At 65.5% G+C, this 15,983-nt stretch carries 18 protein-coding genes; 11 read left to right on the forward strand and 7 right to left on the reverse strand.

The genetic code is table 11. The features are described 5' to 3' along the window. The first annotated feature begins 20 nt into the window (after positions 1-20). The 6 genes from BKM74_RS16145 (at position 21) to lexA (ending at position 5,037) form a co-directional block, all read left to right on the forward strand. Positions 21-605 (forward strand): anthranilate synthase component II, encoded by a 585-nt coding sequence (locus tag BKM74_RS16145; protein ID WP_086466736.1) that lies wholly within the window; start codon positions 21-23, stop codon positions 603-605. 9 nt (positions 606-614) lie between these two features. Beyond that, positions 615-1,643 carry an anthranilate phosphoribosyltransferase gene (gene trpD / locus BKM74_RS16150; RefSeq protein ID WP_086466737.1) on the forward strand — a complete coding sequence of 343 codons (1,029 nt, stop codon included), beginning with the start codon at positions 615-617 and terminating at the stop codon, positions 1,641-1,643. After that, entirely contained in the window at positions 1,640-2,446 is an 807-nt protein-coding gene (trpC, locus tag BKM74_RS16155; protein WP_086466738.1) for an indole-3-glycerol phosphate synthase TrpC, read from the forward strand. The genes trpD and trpC overlap by 4 nt, the downstream gene beginning before the upstream one ends. 4 nt (positions 2,447-2,450) lie before the next feature. After that, positions 2,451-2,930 (forward strand): cyclic pyranopterin monophosphate synthase MoaC, encoded by a 480-nt coding sequence (gene moaC, locus BKM74_RS16160; protein ID WP_086466739.1) that lies wholly within the window; start codon positions 2,451-2,453, stop codon positions 2,928-2,930. Beyond that, a complete protein-coding gene (locus BKM74_RS16165; protein WP_086466740.1) occupies positions 2,927-4,132 on the forward strand; it encodes a molybdopterin molybdotransferase MoeA in 1,206 nt (401 codons plus the stop codon). Before moaC ends, BKM74_RS16165 begins: the two co-directional genes overlap by 4 nt. A gap of 173 nt (positions 4,133-4,305) precedes the next feature. Further along, on the forward strand, positions 4,306-5,037 hold the full coding sequence (lexA, locus tag BKM74_RS16170; RefSeq protein WP_086466741.1) for a transcriptional repressor LexA: 732 nt from the start codon (positions 4,306-4,308) through the stop codon (positions 5,035-5,037). A 6-nt stretch (positions 5,038-5,043) separates the two neighbouring features. On the opposite strand, the gene BKM74_RS16175 is transcribed toward lexA, so the two are convergent. Next, positions 5,044-7,179 (reverse strand): ComEC/Rec2 family competence protein, encoded by a 2,136-nt coding sequence (locus BKM74_RS16175; protein ID WP_086466742.1) that lies wholly within the window; start codon positions 7,177-7,179, stop codon positions 5,044-5,046. A 111-nt stretch (positions 7,180-7,290) separates the two neighbouring features. Between BKM74_RS16175 and BKM74_RS19025 the strand changes: the two genes are divergently transcribed. From BKM74_RS19025 to BKM74_RS16195, 5 genes are all read left to right on the forward strand, one after another. After that, the gene (locus tag BKM74_RS19025) at positions 7,291-7,674 is read left to right on the forward strand and encodes a glutathione S-transferase family protein (protein WP_245825974.1); all 384 of its coding nucleotides are present in this window, start codon (positions 7,291-7,293) and stop codon (positions 7,672-7,674) included. A gap of 12 nt (positions 7,675-7,686) precedes the next feature. Continuing rightward, the gene (locus tag BKM74_RS19030; protein WP_281251465.1) at positions 7,687-7,926 is read left to right on the forward strand and encodes a glutathione S-transferase family protein; all 240 of its coding nucleotides are present in this window, start codon (positions 7,687-7,689) and stop codon (positions 7,924-7,926) included. 114 nt (positions 7,927-8,040) lie between these two features. Then, positions 8,041-9,447: a glutamate--tRNA ligase gene (gene gltX, locus BKM74_RS16185; protein WP_086466743.1), complete on the forward strand. Its 1,407-nt coding sequence runs from the start codon at positions 8,041-8,043 to the stop codon at positions 9,445-9,447. 188 nt (positions 9,448-9,635) lie between these two features. Continuing rightward, positions 9,636-10,871 carry a citrate synthase gene (gene gltA / locus BKM74_RS16190; protein ID WP_456152413.1) on the forward strand — a complete coding sequence of 412 codons (1,236 nt, stop codon included), beginning with the start codon at positions 9,636-9,638 and terminating at the stop codon, positions 10,869-10,871. 57 nt (positions 10,872-10,928) lie between these two features. Beyond that, a complete protein-coding gene (locus tag BKM74_RS16195) occupies positions 10,929-11,138 on the forward strand; it encodes a hypothetical protein (protein ID WP_086466745.1) in 210 nt (69 codons plus the stop codon). Positions 11,139-11,148: 10 nt separating this feature from the next. Here the strand turns inward: BKM74_RS16195 and gloA are convergent, their stop codons facing one another. From gloA to lpxD, 6 genes are read right to left on the reverse strand one after another with little or no spacing between them, the layout of a single operon-like run. After that, complete coding sequence (gene gloA / locus BKM74_RS16200) at positions 11,149-11,583, reverse strand: lactoylglutathione lyase (RefSeq protein WP_086466746.1); 435 nt, start codon at positions 11,581-11,583, stop codon at positions 11,149-11,151. Between the two features lie 31 nt (positions 11,584-11,614). Then, on the reverse strand, positions 11,615-12,787 hold the full coding sequence (lpxB, locus tag BKM74_RS16205; protein ID WP_086466747.1) for a lipid-A-disaccharide synthase: 1,173 nt from the start codon (positions 12,785-12,787) through the stop codon (positions 11,615-11,617). Further along, the gene (locus tag BKM74_RS16210) at positions 12,784-13,650 is read right to left on the reverse strand and encodes an LpxI family protein (protein WP_086466748.1); all 867 of its coding nucleotides are present in this window, start codon (positions 13,648-13,650) and stop codon (positions 12,784-12,786) included. The genes lpxB and BKM74_RS16210 overlap by 4 nt, the downstream gene beginning before the upstream one ends. Continuing rightward, positions 13,625-14,464 (reverse strand): acyl-ACP--UDP-N-acetylglucosamine O-acyltransferase, encoded by an 840-nt coding sequence (gene lpxA, locus BKM74_RS16215; protein WP_086466749.1) that lies wholly within the window; start codon positions 14,462-14,464, stop codon positions 13,625-13,627. Before lpxA ends, BKM74_RS16210 begins: the two co-directional genes overlap by 26 nt. Further along, the gene (gene fabZ, locus BKM74_RS16220) at positions 14,464-14,943 is read right to left on the reverse strand and encodes a 3-hydroxyacyl-ACP dehydratase FabZ (protein WP_086466750.1); all 480 of its coding nucleotides are present in this window, start codon (positions 14,941-14,943) and stop codon (positions 14,464-14,466) included. The genes lpxA and fabZ overlap by 1 nt, the downstream gene beginning before the upstream one ends. After that, the gene (gene lpxD / locus BKM74_RS16225) at positions 14,940-15,977 is read right to left on the reverse strand and encodes a UDP-3-O-(3-hydroxymyristoyl)glucosamine N-acyltransferase (protein WP_086466751.1); all 1,038 of its coding nucleotides are present in this window, start codon (positions 15,975-15,977) and stop codon (positions 14,940-14,942) included. Before lpxD ends, fabZ begins: the two co-directional genes overlap by 4 nt. Between the last annotated feature and the right edge of the window lie 6 nt (positions 15,978-15,983).

A 15,983-nucleotide genomic window follows, 5' to 3' on the forward strand; every position in this document is an offset into this window, starting at 1 on the left:
ATGACTGCCAAGTGATTGATATGTATCTCCTGATCGATAATTACGACAGCTTCACCTACAACCTCTGGCACTTCCTGGGCGACCTCGGCGCCGAGGTGATCGTGAAGCGCAATGACCAGATCACCGTCGATCAGGTGCTGGCGGGCGGCTATCAGGGCGTCGTCATCTCGCCCGGCCCGTGCGACCCGGACCGTGCCGGCATCTGCCTGGAACTGATCGGGCGCGCCGTGGGCAATCTGCCGATCTTCGGTGTCTGCCTCGGCATGCAGGCCATCGGCCAGGCCTTTGGCGGCAAGGTGGTGCGCGGCCCGGTGCCGATGCATGGCAAGGTCAGCCCGATCCTTCACAAGAATGCCAGCGTGTTCAAGGGGCTGCCCTCGCCGCTGACGGCAACGCGTTACCATTCGCTGGTGATCGAGAAGGCCAGCCTGCCGGACTGCCTGGAGATCACGGCGGAAAGCGAGGATGGCGTAATTCAGGGGCTGGCGCACAAGACCCTGCCGATCCATGGCGTGCAGTTCCACCCCGAGAGCATCGCAACCGAACATGGCCACGCCATGCTGAAGAACTTCCTCGACATCGCGGAACGCCGCAACGCGGCCTGAGGGTTGGGTATGGTTATGGATATGAAAGCCCTGCTGGGCATTGTCGCCACAGGCCGGGCGCTGACCCGCGCCGAGGCGGAAGCCGCGTTCGAGATCATCATGAGCGGCGACGCCACCCCGTCTCAGATGGGCGGCTTCCTGATGGCGCTGCGCGTGCGCGGCGAGACGGTGGACGAGATCACCGCCGCCGCCAGCGTGATGCGCGACAAGGCGCTGAAAGTAGCAGCCCCGGCGGATGCCATCGATACCTGCGGCACCGGCGGCGATGCGTCCGGCACCTACAACATCTCCACCGCCGTGGCGCTGGTCTGCGCCGGGCTCGGCGTGCCGGTCGCCAAGCATGGCAACCGCAGCCTGACCTCGAAATCCGGCGCCGCCGATGTGCTGACCGCGCTGGGTGTCGATATCGACTGCGCCATGAGCCTGATCGAGGAGGCTATACGCGACGCCCATGTCGGCTTCCTGATGGCGCCGCGCCATCATGGCGCCATGCGGCATGTCGCCGGCACCCGCGTCGAGTTGGGCACGCGCACCATCTTCAACCTGCTGGGCCCGCTCTCCAGCCCTGCCGGTGTGAAACGCCAGCTGATCGGCGTGTTCTCGCGCGATTTCCTGAAGCCGATGGCCGAGGCGCTGCGCAATCTGGGCAGCGTGCATGCCTGGGTCATCCATGGCAGTGACGGGCTGGACGAGATCACCACCACCGGTCCGACCCATGTGGTCGAGCTGAAGAACGGCACGCTGACCGAGTTCGAGATCGGCCCGGCCGATGCCGGCCTGAAACTGGCGAAGCCTGAGGACATCAAGGGCGGCGACCCTGCTTTCAACGCCGCCGCGCTGCACCGGTTGCTGGACGGTGAGAAAGGTGCCTACCGCGATATCGTGCTGCTGAACGCGGCGGCCGCCCTCATCGTTGCCGGCAAGGCCAGTGACCTGCAGGAAGGGGTTGCCCTCGCCGCCACCGCGCTGGATCAGGGCAAGGCGAAGGATGCGCTGGCGAAGCTGGTCGCCATCACCAACAGGGGCAAGGCGGCATGAGCGACGTTCTGACGAAAATCTGCGCCGACAAGCGTGAGCATATTGCCGCCTGCAAGGCAGCGAAGTCCTTGTCGGCCCTTGAGACCGAGGCTAAGCAGGCCAGCGCGCCGCGCGGTTTCGTGACGGCGCTGAAAAAGGCCAATGCTGAGGGTCGCTATGGTCTGATCGCGGAGATCAAGAAGGCCTCGCCCAGCAAGGGGCTGATCCGCGCCGATTTCGATCCGCCCTCTCTCGCCCGCGCCTACCGCGAGGGTGGTGCCTCCTGCCTGTCGGTGCTGACCGACGAGCCTTATTTCCAGGGCAAGGACGATTATCTCGTCGCCGCCCGCGCGGCGGTGAACCTGCCCTGCCTGCGCAAGGACTTCATGCTCGATCCCTATCAGATCGTGGAATCCCGCGCGCTGGGGGCGGATTGCATCCTGCTCATCATGGCGGCGCTGTCAGACGCGCAGGCGGCGGAGCTGGAACAGGCCGCTTTCGATCTCGACATGGATGTTCTGGTCGAGGTGCATGACGGCGCGGAACTCGACCGGGCGCTGAAACTGCAATCGCCGCTGCTCGGCGTGAACAACCGCAATCTCAAGACCCTGGCGGTCGATATCGCGACGACGGAACAGCTGGCAGCGCGGGTGCCGGCGAGCAAGATGCTGGTCGCGGAGAGCGGCCTCTACACGCCAGACGATCTCGCCCGCATGGAACGCGCCGGCGCGCGCTGCTTCCTGATCGGCGAATCGCTGATGCGCCAGCCGGATGTTGCGGCGGCGACGCGCGCCCTGCTCGCCCGCAACGAGGCGGCGGCCTGATATCATGAGCGGCTTCACCCATTTCGACGCCGAGGGCAAGGCGGTCATGGTCGATGTCTCGGCCAAGGACGAGACGGAACGTGTGGCGACCGCCGTCGGCAGCATCACGATGCAGCCGGAAACCCTGGCGCTGATCCTCGAAGGCGGCGTGAAGAAGGGTGACGTGCTGTCGGTCGCGCGCCTCGCCGGCATCATGGGCGCCAAGCGCACGCCGGATCTGATCCCGCTGTGCCATCCGCTGGCATTGTCCTCGGTGAAGGTGGAGCTGAAGGCCGATCCGTCCCGCAACGCCGTCGATATCGAGGCGACCTGCAAGCTGAACGGCCGTACTGGCGTCGAGATGGAGGCGCTGACGGCGGTCAGCATCGCGGCACTGACCGTCTATGACATGTGCAAGGCGGTGGATCGCGGCATGCGCATCGGCGATATCCGGCTTGTCCATAAATCGGGCGGTAAATCCGGTACTTACGAGGCAGAACGGTGATCCCTGTCGAGGAGGCGCTGGCGAAGATTCTCGCCGCCCTGACACCGCTGGGCGCCGAGGAAATTTCGGTCGAGGCGGGGCTGGGCCGGGTGCTGGCCGAGGATGTCGCCGCCCGCGTGACGCAGCCGCCCAAGCCGGTCTCCGCCATGGATGGCTATGCCGTGAAGGCGGTGGATGTCGCCAGCGTGCCGGCCACTCTGGCGGTAATCGGCGAGGCGCCGGCCGGGCGCGGCTATCAGGGCATGGTAGAAAGCGGTCAGGCGGTGCGCATCTTCACCGGCGCGCCACTGCCGGACGGGGCCGACAGCATCGTCATCCAGGAGGATACCGAGGCCAGCGGCAACCAGGTCACCGTGAAGGAAGCCCCCGCCCCCGGCAATTTCGTGCGCCCTGCCGGCCTCGACTTCCGCGTCGGCGATATCGGCATTCCGGCCGGCAAGCTGCTGACCGCGCGCGATATCGGCCTTGCCGCCGGCATGAACCATCCCTGGCTGCGCGTGGTGCGCCGGCCGCGCATCGCCATTCTGGCGACCGGCGACGAGATCGTCCGGCCGGGCGATCCCATCGGCCGCGACCAGATCGTCAGCTCCAACGCGCTGGCGCTCTCCGCCTTCGTGCGCGGCGCCGGCGGCGAGCCGCTGGTGCTGGGCATCGCGCCGGACGAGATGGACGGGCTGACCCGGATGATCGCCGGCGCACGCGGCGCCGATTTGCTGGTCACCACCGGCGGCGCCTCGGTCGGCGATCACGATCTGATTCAGACCGTGCTGGGCGAGACCGGCAGCCTGGATTTCTGGAAGATCGCCATGCGGCCCGGCAAGCCGCTGATGTTCGGCAAGATCCACGATACGCCGGTGCTCGGCCTGCCCGGCAATCCGGTCTCGTCCATGGTTTGCGCCCTGCTCTTCCTCGGGCCGGCCATCGAGCGGCTGCTGGGGCGTTCCGCCAGGGGACCGGAGACACAGCCGGCCCGCTTGACCGCCGGCCTGAAGCCGAACGACCGCCGGCAGGATTATCTGCGCGCCACGCTGTCGGTCGATGCTGACGGGACGATGCTGGCCACGCCCTTCGCGAAGCAGGACAGCTCGCAATTCTCGCTGCTGACCAAGGCCGACTGCCTGCTCGTCCGGCCGCCGCACGATCCGGCGCGCAGCGCCGGCGAGACGGTTCAGGTCATTCCCTTCCGCGACAGCTATTTCTGAGATTTTTTATCCGCCTGGTGTTCGGCCTAGTGTTCGGGCTTGACCGGAAACGAGAACAAAACTAAAACACTTACTCAGGTTTTTGTTTTGTTCCATATTTAGTTGCGCTCATGCAGTCAGCCGCCAGCCCTTGCGGCGATCCGGCAAGAGGGCGTGATGGACAGGAGGCGCCGATGCTGACTCGCAAACAATTCGAGCTGCTGACCTTCATCAACCGACGGCTGACCGAGAGCGGCGTATCGCCCTCCTTCGACGAGATGAAGGAAGCGCTGGGCCTGCGCTCCAAGTCGGGCATTCACCGCCTCATCACCGGGCTTGAGGAGCGCGGCTTCATCCGCCGCTTGCCGCATCGCGCCCGCGCGCTCGAAGTGCTGCGGCTGCCCGACCAGGTATCGGCGAAGGACACCAGCAAGCAGGGCGACAAGCAGACCGGGGAGACCACCGGCCGGCGCTTCACGCCAAATGTCATCGAGGGGCATTTCGCCGGGCCGCTGGCCGGCGCCGCCACGGGCCAGGATTTAAGGGCGGTCCCCTTGCCGCTCTACGGCAAGATCGCCGCCGGCACCCCCATCGAGGCGCTGCACGATGAAACCGCCGCGATCGACGTGCCGCTCAGCCTGCTCGGCACAGGCGAGCATTACGCCCTTGAAATCGAAGGCGATTCAATGATCGATGCCGGCATTCAGGATGGCGATACCGTCATCATCCAGCGCTGTGATACGGCGGAGAACGGCACCATCGTGGTGGCCCTGGTAGATGAGCAGGAAGCGACCCTGAAGCGGCTGCGCCGTAAGGGTGGCTCGATTGCGCTGGAACCGGCGAACGCCGCCTACGAGACCCGTATCTTCGGACCGGAGCGGGTGAAGGTTCAGGGCCGCCTCGTCGGGCTGCTGCGTCGCTACTGAGGGCCGCTACTGAGCCTCCCGGTTGCGCCGGGCCGCCGGATCGGGCGCCCAGGGCCGGATGCCGCGATCCCGGCCAACCGAGTCCAGGCGGATGGTGCCGGCCTCCAGATAGAGCGCATGCGCCCCGTTCCGCCACAGATCGAAACGGTCCACCACCAGCCGGGCCGAAGGGCAGCGGCGGCGGACCGGCACCAGCGCCACGACGATATCGGCACTGGTGCAATCCTCGGGCAGGGCTTGCGCATCGCGGATGATGGCGATCTTGAATGCCCCCACGCCGCCGATACAGCCCAGGGCATCGCAGGCAATGCCGTCCCGCCCGCCGCTGCCGGCACGCGGCATGGCGATGCGGCGCGGCTGGGCGGTGCGCTGCAGCCAGGCATCCGCCGTGAAGGAGGCCGCCCGGGCGGAGGAAAACGCCAGCCCCTGCACCGTGCGCAACGCCACCAGCTTGGCCTCGCCATCGACCAGCAGGACCGGCTGGGTGGTAAACCACGGCAGGGCAAGCCCCAGGGCGACCGGCGCCAGCCCGGCGAACCGCCAGGACCGCCGCCAGAGCGCCAGCCACAGCCCGCCCAGCGAGATCGCCAGCAGACCGGCCGCCGGCATGGCAGGGACCGCCAGCACGGCCCCTGGCAAGGTTGAGATCCAGGCGCCGACGGCCAGCACACCCTCGATTCCCAGCCCCATCGGCACCAGCGCCAGCCCTTCCAGGCCCAGCGGCATCAATAGCAGGGCCAGCACGCCCCATGGCATGATCCAGAAGGCGGTCAGCGGCACCGCCGCCATATTGGCCAGCACGCCATAGAGCGCCACCTGGTTGAAATGATAGGCGGCAAAGGGCAGCGTCCCGGCTGTTGCCAGCACTGAAGTGGCACAGAGGCCGACCAGATAGAGCAGCCCCAGCCGCAGCGGTCCCGCCCCGGCGCGCAGGGCGGCGAAGCGCTCCCTGTTGGCCTCATAGAACGCCACCAGCATCAGCACGGCGGCGAAGGACATCTGGAAGCTCGGCCCCAGCATCACCTCGGGCGCCAGCAGCAGGATCGCGGCGGCCGCCCAGGCAACCAGCCGCAGCGAGATCGCCACCCGGTCAATCAGCACCGCCACCAGCACCAGCCCGGTCATCAGGAAGGCGCGTTGCGTCGGCACGGTGGCGCCGGCCAGCAGCAGATAGACAAAGGAGGCCGCAAGGGCGGCCAGCGCCGCCCATTTCTTGATCGGCTGGTTCAACGCCAGGCCGGAATGGCAGGCGAGCAGCAATCGCAGCACAAAGAATACGGTGCCTGCCACCAGCCCCATATGCAGGCCGGAAATCGCCAGCAGATGCGCGAGGCCGGAATCCCGCATGGTGTCCAGCGCCCGCTCCGGCAGGCCGGAACGGTCTCCGGTCAGCAGCGCCGCTGCCATGGCCCCGGTCTCGCCCGGCAGGGCCGTACGAATCCGGGCGGTGACCGTGCGGCGCAGCCGGTCGATACCCACCCAGAACCCGGAGGGTGCGCCTTCGGCCAGGCGGGTGACATCGCCCACCGCGTAACCGACGCCGCCAATCCCCTCGAAATAGGCATGGCGCTGAAAGTCGAAACCGCCGGGCGCCGATGGCCCGGGTGGCGGGCGCAGCACGGCGCGCAGCCGCACAAGATCGCCATGGCTGACATCGGGCATATCGCCGCGCACCACCGCCCGCACCCGGCGCGGCGTATGCTCATCCGGTAGCCGACCGATGCGGGGATGTTCCAGCGTCAGCCGGACATCGCCGGGCCGCTGTTCGATGCGGACCAGCTGTCCCTCGACGCTCACCGGGCCGATCTGCCGTTCCAGAAAGAGTGTACCGACGGTCTGGCTGCGATATTGCGCCGCCGCGAAACCCAGCGCGAAGGCGCACAGCAGCAGGGCCAGCAGCCGCCCATTCAGCGACCGGTACAGAAGAAGGCCAAGCAGGAAAGCGCCACACAGCCCCGCCCAGCCGATCCATAAGGGCGGCTCGGCCTTCAGCAGGAAGTAGCAGCCGATGCCGCCGCCCAGCACCACCGGCAGCCAGAGCATCCAGCGTTCCCGCTCTGCCAGGAAAGGGGACACAAGCCAGCCGAATCCGGTGCCGAAAATGCCGCTTTCCGCGCGCTCTATGGCCGTTTCCTGCAGCATCGCCCCTCCCTGTTATGCAGCATAGACTAATGCAGCTTTCACCGGGAGGCATCCCGTAGTATGGCTGCCGCAGGCACCACTGCACCGCGCATGAGGAGACTGATTTTGGGTGTGACACTCCATGGCTATCGCCACAGCGTCTATGCCAGGATCGCGCGCATGGTCTGCGCCGAAAAACCCATCGCCTATGGCTGGGTGGAGGTAAACCCGTTCGCCGAGCCTCTGCCGGATGGGTTTCTGGCGCTGCATCCTTTCCGGCGCGTGCCGGTGCTGGAGCATGACGGGTTCGTGCTTTACGAAACCGTTGCGATTACCCGCTATCTCGACGACGCCTTTCCGGGGGCCGCCCTGCAACCGGCCGATCCGCGCGACCGGGCGCGGATGACGCAGATCATCGCGATCATCGATTCCTATGGATACTGGCCCATGGTGCGGCAGGTCTTTTCGCATCGGGTATTCCGCAGCCGGCTTGGCGAACCCGTGGAGGAGGCGTAGATTCGCACCGGCCTGCAGGCATCGCACAAGGTGCTGGATGCGCTGGAAAGACTGACAGGACCGGATGGCTATCTTGCCGGCAGCGCCTTGTCGCTGGCCGACCTGCATGTGGCCCCGATGATGGCCTATTTCACCGCGGCGGCGGAAGGTCAGGCCGCGCTGGCAGCCTATCCACAGCTCTCCGCCTGGTGGGAGGCTATGCGCGGCCGGCAAAGCCTGCGGGAGACCGATCCCGAATCATTCACCGGCTAGATTCTTTCACCCGCACTGTGCAGATTCGCGCGGTTTGTGCTACATAGCGGCCACCAATTCACCGGCCTGGCTTTAGGTCCGGGCTCCTCCATCCGGCATCGGAACCGATCCCCCATGACCGTCGTCACCCGTTTTGCTCCCTCGCCCACCGGCTTCCTGCATATTGGCGGCGGCCGCACGGCGCTGTTCAACTGGCTTTATGCGCGGCACACCGGCGGCAAATTCCTGCTGCGCATCGAGGATACCGACCGCGCGCGCTCCACCGAGGACGCGGTGCAGGCGATCTTCGACGGGCTGAAATGGCTGGGCCTTGACTGGGACGACGAAGCCGTCATGCAGTTCGCCCGTGCCGGCCGCCATGCCGAGGTGGCGCACGAGCTGCTGGCGCAGGGCAAGGCCTATCGCTGCTATGCCTCGCCGGAGGAGTTGACGGCGATGCGCGAGCAGGCCAAGGCGGAGGGGCGTCCGGTGCGCTATGACGGGCGCTGGCGCGACCGGCCGGACTCCGATGCGCCGGCGGGCGTGGCGCCGGTGATCCGGCTGAAGGCGCCGCAGACCGGCCAGACGATCATTCAGGACATGGTGCAGGGCGAGGTGACGGTCGCCAATGAACAGCTGGATGATTTCGTGCTGCTGCGCGGCGACGGCACCCCAACCTACATGCTGTCAGTGGTGGTGGACGATCACGATATGGGCATCACCCATGTGATCCGGGGCGACGACCATCTGAACAACGCCTTCCGGCAGACCCAGCTCTATCAGGCGATGGGCTGGGACGTGCCGCATTTCGCGCATATCCCGCTGATCCACGGGCCGGACGGGGCAAAGCTGTCGAAGCGCCACGGCGCGCTGGGCGTGGAGGCCTATCGCGACATGGGCTTCCTACCGGAGGCGATGCGCAACTATTTGCTGCGCCTGGGCTGGGGGCATGGCGACGAGGAGATCATCCCGACCGACAAGGCCATCGAATGGTTCGATCTCGACGCGGTTGGCCGCTCGGCCTCGCGCTTCGATATGGCGAAGCTGGAGAATCTGAACGCGCATTACCTGCGCGAGGCCGACGACAAACGGCTGGCCACCCTGATCCTGCCAATGCTGGAGGAAAAGCTGGGCCGTCCGGTCGATGATTCAGGCAAGGCCCTGTTGCGCGCAGGCATGGCCGGGCTGAAGCTCCGTGCCAAGACGCTGGTCGAGCTGGCCGACAGCGCGCTGTTCTACGTGCACCCCCTGCCCCTGCCCTTCACCGACAAGGCAGCCGCCCTGCTGACGCCGGAAGCCCGGCAGACACTGGACAAGCTGGCCGCCGCACTGGAGGCGCAGGCCGACTGGAGCGAAGCCGCGCTCGAGGAGCGTGTGCGGAGCTTTGCCGAGGCGGAAGCGCTGAAGCTGGGCGCCGTCGCGCAACCGCTGCGCGCCGCCCTGACCGGCTCGACCACGTCTCCTGGCATTTTCGATGTCCTGGCCGTGCTCGGACGCGACGCGTCGATAGCGCGTATCCGCGCGGTTGCCGGGGGGAATTGACGCAACCTGCGCTAAGCCCTCGCCAAACCGTTTACGGGGCAATATATTGCAACGCAATACAAGGCCAGTGGCCGTCTGAACCCTCGCATGAGGGACCGAAGAAAGGGGAGTTCTCAAGAATGACCGCCAATAATCTGAAGCCGATCAAGCTTGTCGATCCGAACAAGGACAAGACGGTCGAGCTGCCGATGATCGCCGGGTCCGTTGGCCCGGAGGTGATGGATATCCGCAAGCTGTACGCCGAGACCGGCTATTTCACCTACGATCCGGGCTTCACCTCGACCGGTTCCTGCGAATCCAAGATCACCTATATCGACGGTGACAAGGGCGTGCTGCTGCACCGCGGCTACGCCATCGAGGATCTGGCCGAGCATTGCGACTTCCTGGAAGTCGCCTATCTGCTGATGAATGGCGAACTGCCAAACCCCACCGAAAAAGCCAAGTTCGAGCACGACATCACCTATCACACGATGGTGCACGAACAGATGGCCAACTTCTTCCGCGGCTTCCGCCGCGACGCGCACCCGATGGCCATCATGTGCGGTGTGGTCGGCGCGATGTCCGCCTTCTATCATGATTCGACCGACATCGAGGATCCGCGCCAGCGGATGATCGCCTCCTACCGGCTGATCGCCAAGATGCCGACGATCGCCGCGATGGCGTACAAATATTCTGTCGGCCAGCCCTTCATGTATCCGAAGAACAAGCTGACCTACGCGCAGAACTTCATGCAGATGACGTTCGGCGTGCCGGCTGAGGATTATGTCGATAATCCGATCCTGTCCGAGGCGATGGACAAGATCTTCATCCTGCATGCCGATCACGAGCAGAACGCCTCGACCTCGACGGTCCGGCTCGCCGGCTCCTCGGGCGCTAACCCGTTCGCCTGCATCGCGGCGGGCATCGCCTCGCTGTGGGGCCCCTCGCATGGCGGCGCCAACGAAGCCGTGCTGAACATGCTGGGTGAGATCGGCGATGCCAAGAACATTCCGGAATTCGTGAAAAAGGCGAAGGACAAGAACGATCCGTTCCGCCTGATGGGCTTCGGCCACCGGGTCTATAAGAACTACGATCCGCGCGCCAAGGTGATGCAGCAGACCTGCCACCAGGTGCTGGGCGAGCTGGGCATCAAGAACGAGCCGCTGCTCGACATCGCGATGGAGCTGGAAAAGATCGCGCTTGAGGATGATTATTTCGTCGAGAAGAAGCTGTATCCGAACGTCGATTTCTACTCGGGCATCATCCTGAAGGCGATGGGCTTCCCGACCAGCATGTTCACCGTGCTGTTTGCCGTTGCGCGCACCACTGGCTGGGTGGCACAGTGGAAGGAGATGATCGAGGATCCGGGGCAGAAGATCGGGCGTCCGCGCCAGCTCTATACCGGCCATGATCACCGTCCCTATGTGGCGCTCTCGAAGCGCTAAGGCGGCTTATACGCAAGCTAGGGCTTATATAGCAAGGTAGTATGGAGGCATTCGGGCTTGCTTCTGCAAAGGCGGAAAAGGTGGCTCGACAAGGCCGCAGAACTGGGTAGGGGAAACGGCGATTCGCCGTTCTCCCGCACCTTCGCCATCCGCCTGCGCCTGCCCGCTAACGACAATGCGCGGCCCGCCCGTAAAGGCATGTGGCCGCGTATTGCTGTTATAGGAACGGCGGCCCTGATTATGGCCGCCGTTTTCTACATTTTCTGATTTCTGACGCCTACTTCTTCTCGATCAGCTCGATCTTGTAACCGTCGGGATCCTCGATGAAGGCGATCACGCTGCCGCCATGCTTCATCGGCCCCGGCGGGCGCGGGATTTTTACCCCTTCCGCCGCCAGCTTCTCGCAGGTGCCATAGATATCGGGCACGCCGATTGCCAGATGGCCGAAGCCGGAACCGATCGTATAGGGTTCCGCCTGGTCCCAGTTATGGGTCAGTTCGATCACCGTATTGGCCTTTTCCTCGCCATAGCCGACGAAGGCCAGGGTGAAACGGCCACTCTCGTAATCCGTGCGCCGCATCAGATTCATGCCGAGCAGCCGGGTGTAGAAATCGATGGACTTATCCAGGTCGAGCACGCGGATCATTGTGTGCAGCATGCGAAAACCGCTGGTATCCACCGCCGGACGGTCTTCCATTGTCGTCGCGGACATGAGACTCCCTTTCTGATCTTCGGGTTGGGGTTCAGTTTCTAGATTTAGCGTATTCGCCGGCGATTGCGAGCAGCTTCTCGGCAATCCGCCGGCTGGGCGCGGGGCCATTGCCGCCCAGCAGCTCCTTCAGATGCACGCCTGCCTCGACCTGCCGTGATCGCGCCGCCGCGTCGGTGAGCAGCCGCTCCAGCGCCGCTTCCAGCCGGTCGGCGGTACAATCTTCCTGGATCAGTTCCGGCACGATGTCCCCGTCCAGCAGAATATTCGGCAGGGTATAGCGCTTCAGGCTGACGAGCCGCCGCGCAATCCGGTAGCTGACAGGGTTCACCTTGTAGGCGGCTACCGTCGGCACGCCGGCCAGAACCAGTTCCAGCACCGCCGTACCGGCCGCCGAGAGCGCCAGGTTCGCGGCGGCGAACAGATCGGCTTTTTCCGTGGCGCCATCGCACAGCGTGACCGGCACCGGCCAGACGCGGACTGTCTCGGCGATCTGGTCGCGCAGCGTATCGACCGCCGGCAAGGCGATCCGCAGGCCAGGATGCCGCCCGGCCAGGCGGGCGACCGCCTCGCCGAAGGGCGGCAGCAGCCGATCGATCTCGCCGCGCCGGCTGCCGGGCAGGACCGCCAGCACGGTTTCCTGTGGCGGAATGCCGTGGCGGGCGCGGAAGGCGGCGCCATCGCCTGCCGGGTTTTCGACGACCGGATGGCCGACATAACTGGTGTCGAGGCCATGTTTCGTGAAATAGGGCGGCTCGAAGGGCAGGATGACCAGCAGATGGTCGAGGAACTTCGCGATCTTCTCCGCGCGCTTCGGCTTCCAGGCCCACACCGTCGGCGCGACTAGATGGACCAGCGGAATGCCCTTCCCCTTTAGTTTCTTCGCGACGCGAAAGCAGAAGCCCGGCGCATCGATGGTCAGCACCGCGTCGGGGCGCATCTCCTCGATTGTCTTCACGGTCTGGTCTATCCGACGCAGCACGCGGGGAATATGCGGGATCACCTCCAGCAGCCCCATGATGGCCAGTTCCCGCATCGGAAACAGGCTCTGCAGCCCCTCCGCCGCCATTTCGGCTCCACCGATGCCGGCGATCCGGACATGGCCTCCCGTGGCCTGTTTCAGGCCGGCAATGACCTTGGCACCCAGCGCATCGCCGGAATGTTCGCCGGCAATCAGGAAGATCAGCGGCGCTGGCGTCTCGCTCACGGCGTGTCTCCGGCGATGCCTGTGACGAAAAGGCCCAGCCGGTCGGCCGCCTCGATGACCGCTTCGCGGTCCACGATCCAGGCACCGCCCGCATCCACGGCAATACCGGCGAGGCCGGCCTGAGCCGCCGCTTCCACCGTGGCGACACCGATGGTCGGCAGGTCCACACGCTCGTTCTGGCCAGGCTTGCGCAGCTTCACCAGAACGCCGCCGCCGCCCTCGCGGCGCAGCGGGGCAACCCGCGCCAGCAGCGCGTCGGTACCCTCTATGGCTTCTATGCCGAGGCACAGCCCCTGCTGCACAACCACGCCCTGCCCGACATCAAGTGGCCCCAGCGCCCGCAGGATCGCCACGCCGCGCGCGATATCCGCCTCCGCCGTCACATCGGCACGGTGCCGGCCCAGATAGCCGGCCCCGGCCAGCAGCCCATCCAGCAGCGAATCCGCGCGTTCCACGGTAAAACCCTCGCCTTCCAGTACCTTCACGACGGCCGACAGCAGCGCATCGTCACCGGCGGAGAATATTTTCGGCCCCATCCGGGCGATCAGCTTGGTCGCCGTCCAGTCCGGCCGCAGTTCGGCAAGCGAAGGCCGCCTGACGGAACCGGCGAAGATCAGCCGCTGCACGCCTTCCCGGCGCAGCGCGTCAAGGGCCGTGCCGACAGCACCGATGCGGACTCGTAGATGCGGCGTGCCATCCAGCGTTTCCGCCTGCACCTGGCCGTCCAGACCGATCACGAAAAAAGCATGCCCGCGATCCCGAAGCGCCGTGATCAGCTGGCCGGGAACCGCCCCGCCGCCGGCCACAATGCCGATCTTGTCCGTTACCGGCTTGCCCTCATGCGTCATCGCCGGGCCGCGCATTGCCCTTCCCTTCCGCCTGGGGTCGGCAGAAGCCACGGGAGGAATCCTGCTGCACGAAATCGATCAGCTCCCGCACCGCGGTATCGTCGGCGTAGCGCTCTGCCACCTGCCCGATATGCTCCAGCCATGTGCCACCCTCGGCAAACAGCATCGCATAGGCATCGCGCAGCGCGCGGATCGTCTCGCGGTTGAAGCCGCGGCGCTTCAGCCCGATGAGATTGAGACCGGAAATCCAGGCCCGGTTCCCCATCACCATCGCATAGGGCACCACGTCATGTTCGACGCCGGTCATGCCGCCCACCATCACATGCTGGCCAATGCGGCAGAACTGATGCACCGCCGAGAGCCCGCCCAGGATCGCGTGATCCTCGATGGTCACATGCCCGCCCAGCGTGGCGTTGTTGGCCAGGATCACCCGGTTGCCGATACGGCAATCATGGCCGACATGGCTGCCCACCATGAACAGGCAGCCATCGCCAATCTGGGTCAGCATGCCACCGCCCTCGGTACCGGGATTCATGGTGACATGCTCGCGGATCGTGTTGTCCGATCCGATCACCAGTTCCGATGGCTCGCCCTTGAATTTCAGATCCTGCGGCGCGCTGCCGATAGAGGCGAAGGGGAAGATGCGCGTGCGCGCGCCAATCCGTGTCCGCCCGGCCACCACGACATGGGCATGAAGCTCCACGCCGTCATCCAGCCGGACTTGCGGCCCCACAATGCTGTAGGGACCGATGGAGACACCTTCTCCCAGCTCTGCCTTGGGGTCGACGATGGCGGTCGGATGGATCGCGGATGCGCTGCTACCGGTCATCAATCGTCCATGATCATCGCGGTGTAGGTTGCCTCGGCCACGGAAGCGCCATTGACCTTGGCGATGGCGGAGAATTTCCACACCGCGCCGCGGCTCTGCTCCTTGGTGACATGAATGTGCAGCGTGTCGCCCGGCGTAACCGGCTTGCGGAAGCGGGCCTTGTCCACCGCCATGAAATAGACCAGCTTGCTTTCCGCCTCCGCGCCCAGGGTGGCGACCACCAGCACGGCGGCAGTCTGCGCCATGGCCTCGACGATCATGACGCCCGGCATCACCGGCCGGCGCGGAAAATGCCCGACGAAGAACGGTTCGTTGACCGAGACGTTCTTTATCCCGGTCGCCGATTGGTTCGGCACCACGTCGATGACACGATCCACCAGCAGCATCGGATAACGATGGGGGATCATCTCCATGATCCGCTCGACGCGAATCTCCTTGATCTCCTGTGCCACGCCCTTTGCGCCCCCGATATCATTCATTCGCTAACGTCCTTGCCCTGCCTTTTCTTCAGCATCAGCCGCTGCATGCCGACCAGCCGCCGCCACTCGCGGATCGGCATGGCTGGCGTACCGCCAACGATGCTGCCGGACGGCACATTGTTGGTGATGCCGGTTTGCCCCGCGGCGACCACACCATCGCCGACCGTTGCATGATTGGCGACCCCCACCTGGCCGGCGAAGGTCACGTAATTGCCGAGCCGCGCACTGCCAGCGATGCCGTTCTGGGCCGCAATGATGCAGCCCTCGCCGATCTGGACGTTATGCGCGATCATCACGAGATTATCAATCACGGTGCCGCGCCCGATGACGGTATCCGGGCCGCTGCCGCGATCGACCGTCGTGTTCGCGCCAATCTCGACATCATCGGCGATCAGGACACGGCCCAGATGCGGTACCTTCACGCGGCCAGTCGGATCGAGATCGTAGCCGAATCCGGTATTGCCGATCACTGCACCGGAAGCGATCAGGACACGGTCGCCCAGCAGGCAGTAGCTCAGCGTGACATTGGCCCCGATGATGCAGTTCTCGCCAACCGAGACGCCGCGTTCGACCACGCTGTTCGCGCCGATACGGGTGCCGGCTGCAATCGTGACCCCCGGACCGATCACGACATTGGCTTCGATCCGGCACCCGGGGCCGATCTCGGCGCTGGCATCGATAACGGCGCTGGGATGAATGCCTGGCGCCGATGCCTGCTCTGGATGGAAGGCGGCGGCGATACGGGCGAAGCCGCGCCTCGGCTTTGCGCAGAGCAGCACCGCCATGCCGGCTGGCGCCTTGTCGGCGAAGGCGGGTTCGACCAGACAGGCACCGGCCTTCGATGCCTGGAAGGCCGGGATATATTTTCGGTTCCCCAGAAAGCTGATCTGCTCCGCACCGGCCGCTTCCAGCGTGGCGATGTCGCTGATCCGCCGGCCGGCACAGGCGGCATCGGCCAGCGTCGCTTCGGCGATCTCCGCCAGCTCCGCGAGAGTCTTGGGCGGCGATGTGAGGAAGAATCGCGGATCGGCCATGGCCTC

Source organism: Oceanibaculum nanhaiense (assembly GCF_002148795.1).
GTDB classification, from domain to species: domain Bacteria; phylum Pseudomonadota; class Alphaproteobacteria; order Oceanibaculales; family Oceanibaculaceae; genus Oceanibaculum; species Oceanibaculum nanhaiense.

Excerpts from the sequence above, each read along its gene's own strand:
- BKM74_RS16145 (WP_086466736.1), top strand. The coding sequence starts at position 21 with ATGTATCTCCTGATCGATAATTACGACAGCTTCACCTACAACCTCTGG.
- trpD (WP_086466737.1), top strand. The coding sequence starts at position 615 with ATGGTTATGGATATGAAAGCCCTGCTGGGCATTGTCGCCACAGGCCGG.
- trpC (WP_086466738.1), top strand. The coding sequence starts at position 1,640 with ATGAGCGACGTTCTGACGAAAATCTGCGCCGACAAGCGTGAGCATATT.
- moaC (WP_086466739.1), top strand. The coding sequence starts at position 2,451 with ATGAGCGGCTTCACCCATTTCGACGCCGAGGGCAAGGCGGTCATGGTC.
- lexA (WP_086466741.1), top strand. The coding sequence starts at position 4,306 with ATGCTGACTCGCAAACAATTCGAGCTGCTGACCTTCATCAACCGACGG.
- BKM74_RS16175 (WP_086466742.1), bottom strand. The coding sequence starts at position 7,179 with ATGCTGCAGGAAACGGCCATAGAGCGCGCGGAAAGCGGCATTTTCGGC.
- gltX (WP_086466743.1), top strand. The coding sequence starts at position 8,041 with ATGACCGTCGTCACCCGTTTTGCTCCCTCGCCCACCGGCTTCCTGCAT.
- gltA (WP_456152413.1), top strand. The coding sequence starts at position 9,636 with ATGATCGCCGGGTCCGTTGGCCCGGAGGTGATGGATATCCGCAAGCTG.
- gloA (WP_086466746.1), bottom strand. The coding sequence starts at position 11,583 with ATGTCCGCGACGACAATGGAAGACCGTCCGGCGGTGGATACCAGCGGT.
- BKM74_RS16210 (WP_086466748.1), bottom strand. The coding sequence starts at position 13,650 with ATGCGCGGCCCGGCGATGACGCATGAGGGCAAGCCGGTAACGGACAAG.
- lpxA (WP_086466749.1), bottom strand. The coding sequence starts at position 14,464 with ATGACCGGTAGCAGCGCATCCGCGATCCATCCGACCGCCATCGTCGAC.
- fabZ (WP_086466750.1), bottom strand. The coding sequence starts at position 14,943 with ATGAATGATATCGGGGGCGCAAAGGGCGTGGCACAGGAGATCAAGGAG.
- lpxD (WP_086466751.1), bottom strand. The coding sequence starts at position 15,977 with ATGGCCGATCCGCGATTCTTCCTCACATCGCCGCCCAAGACTCTCGCG.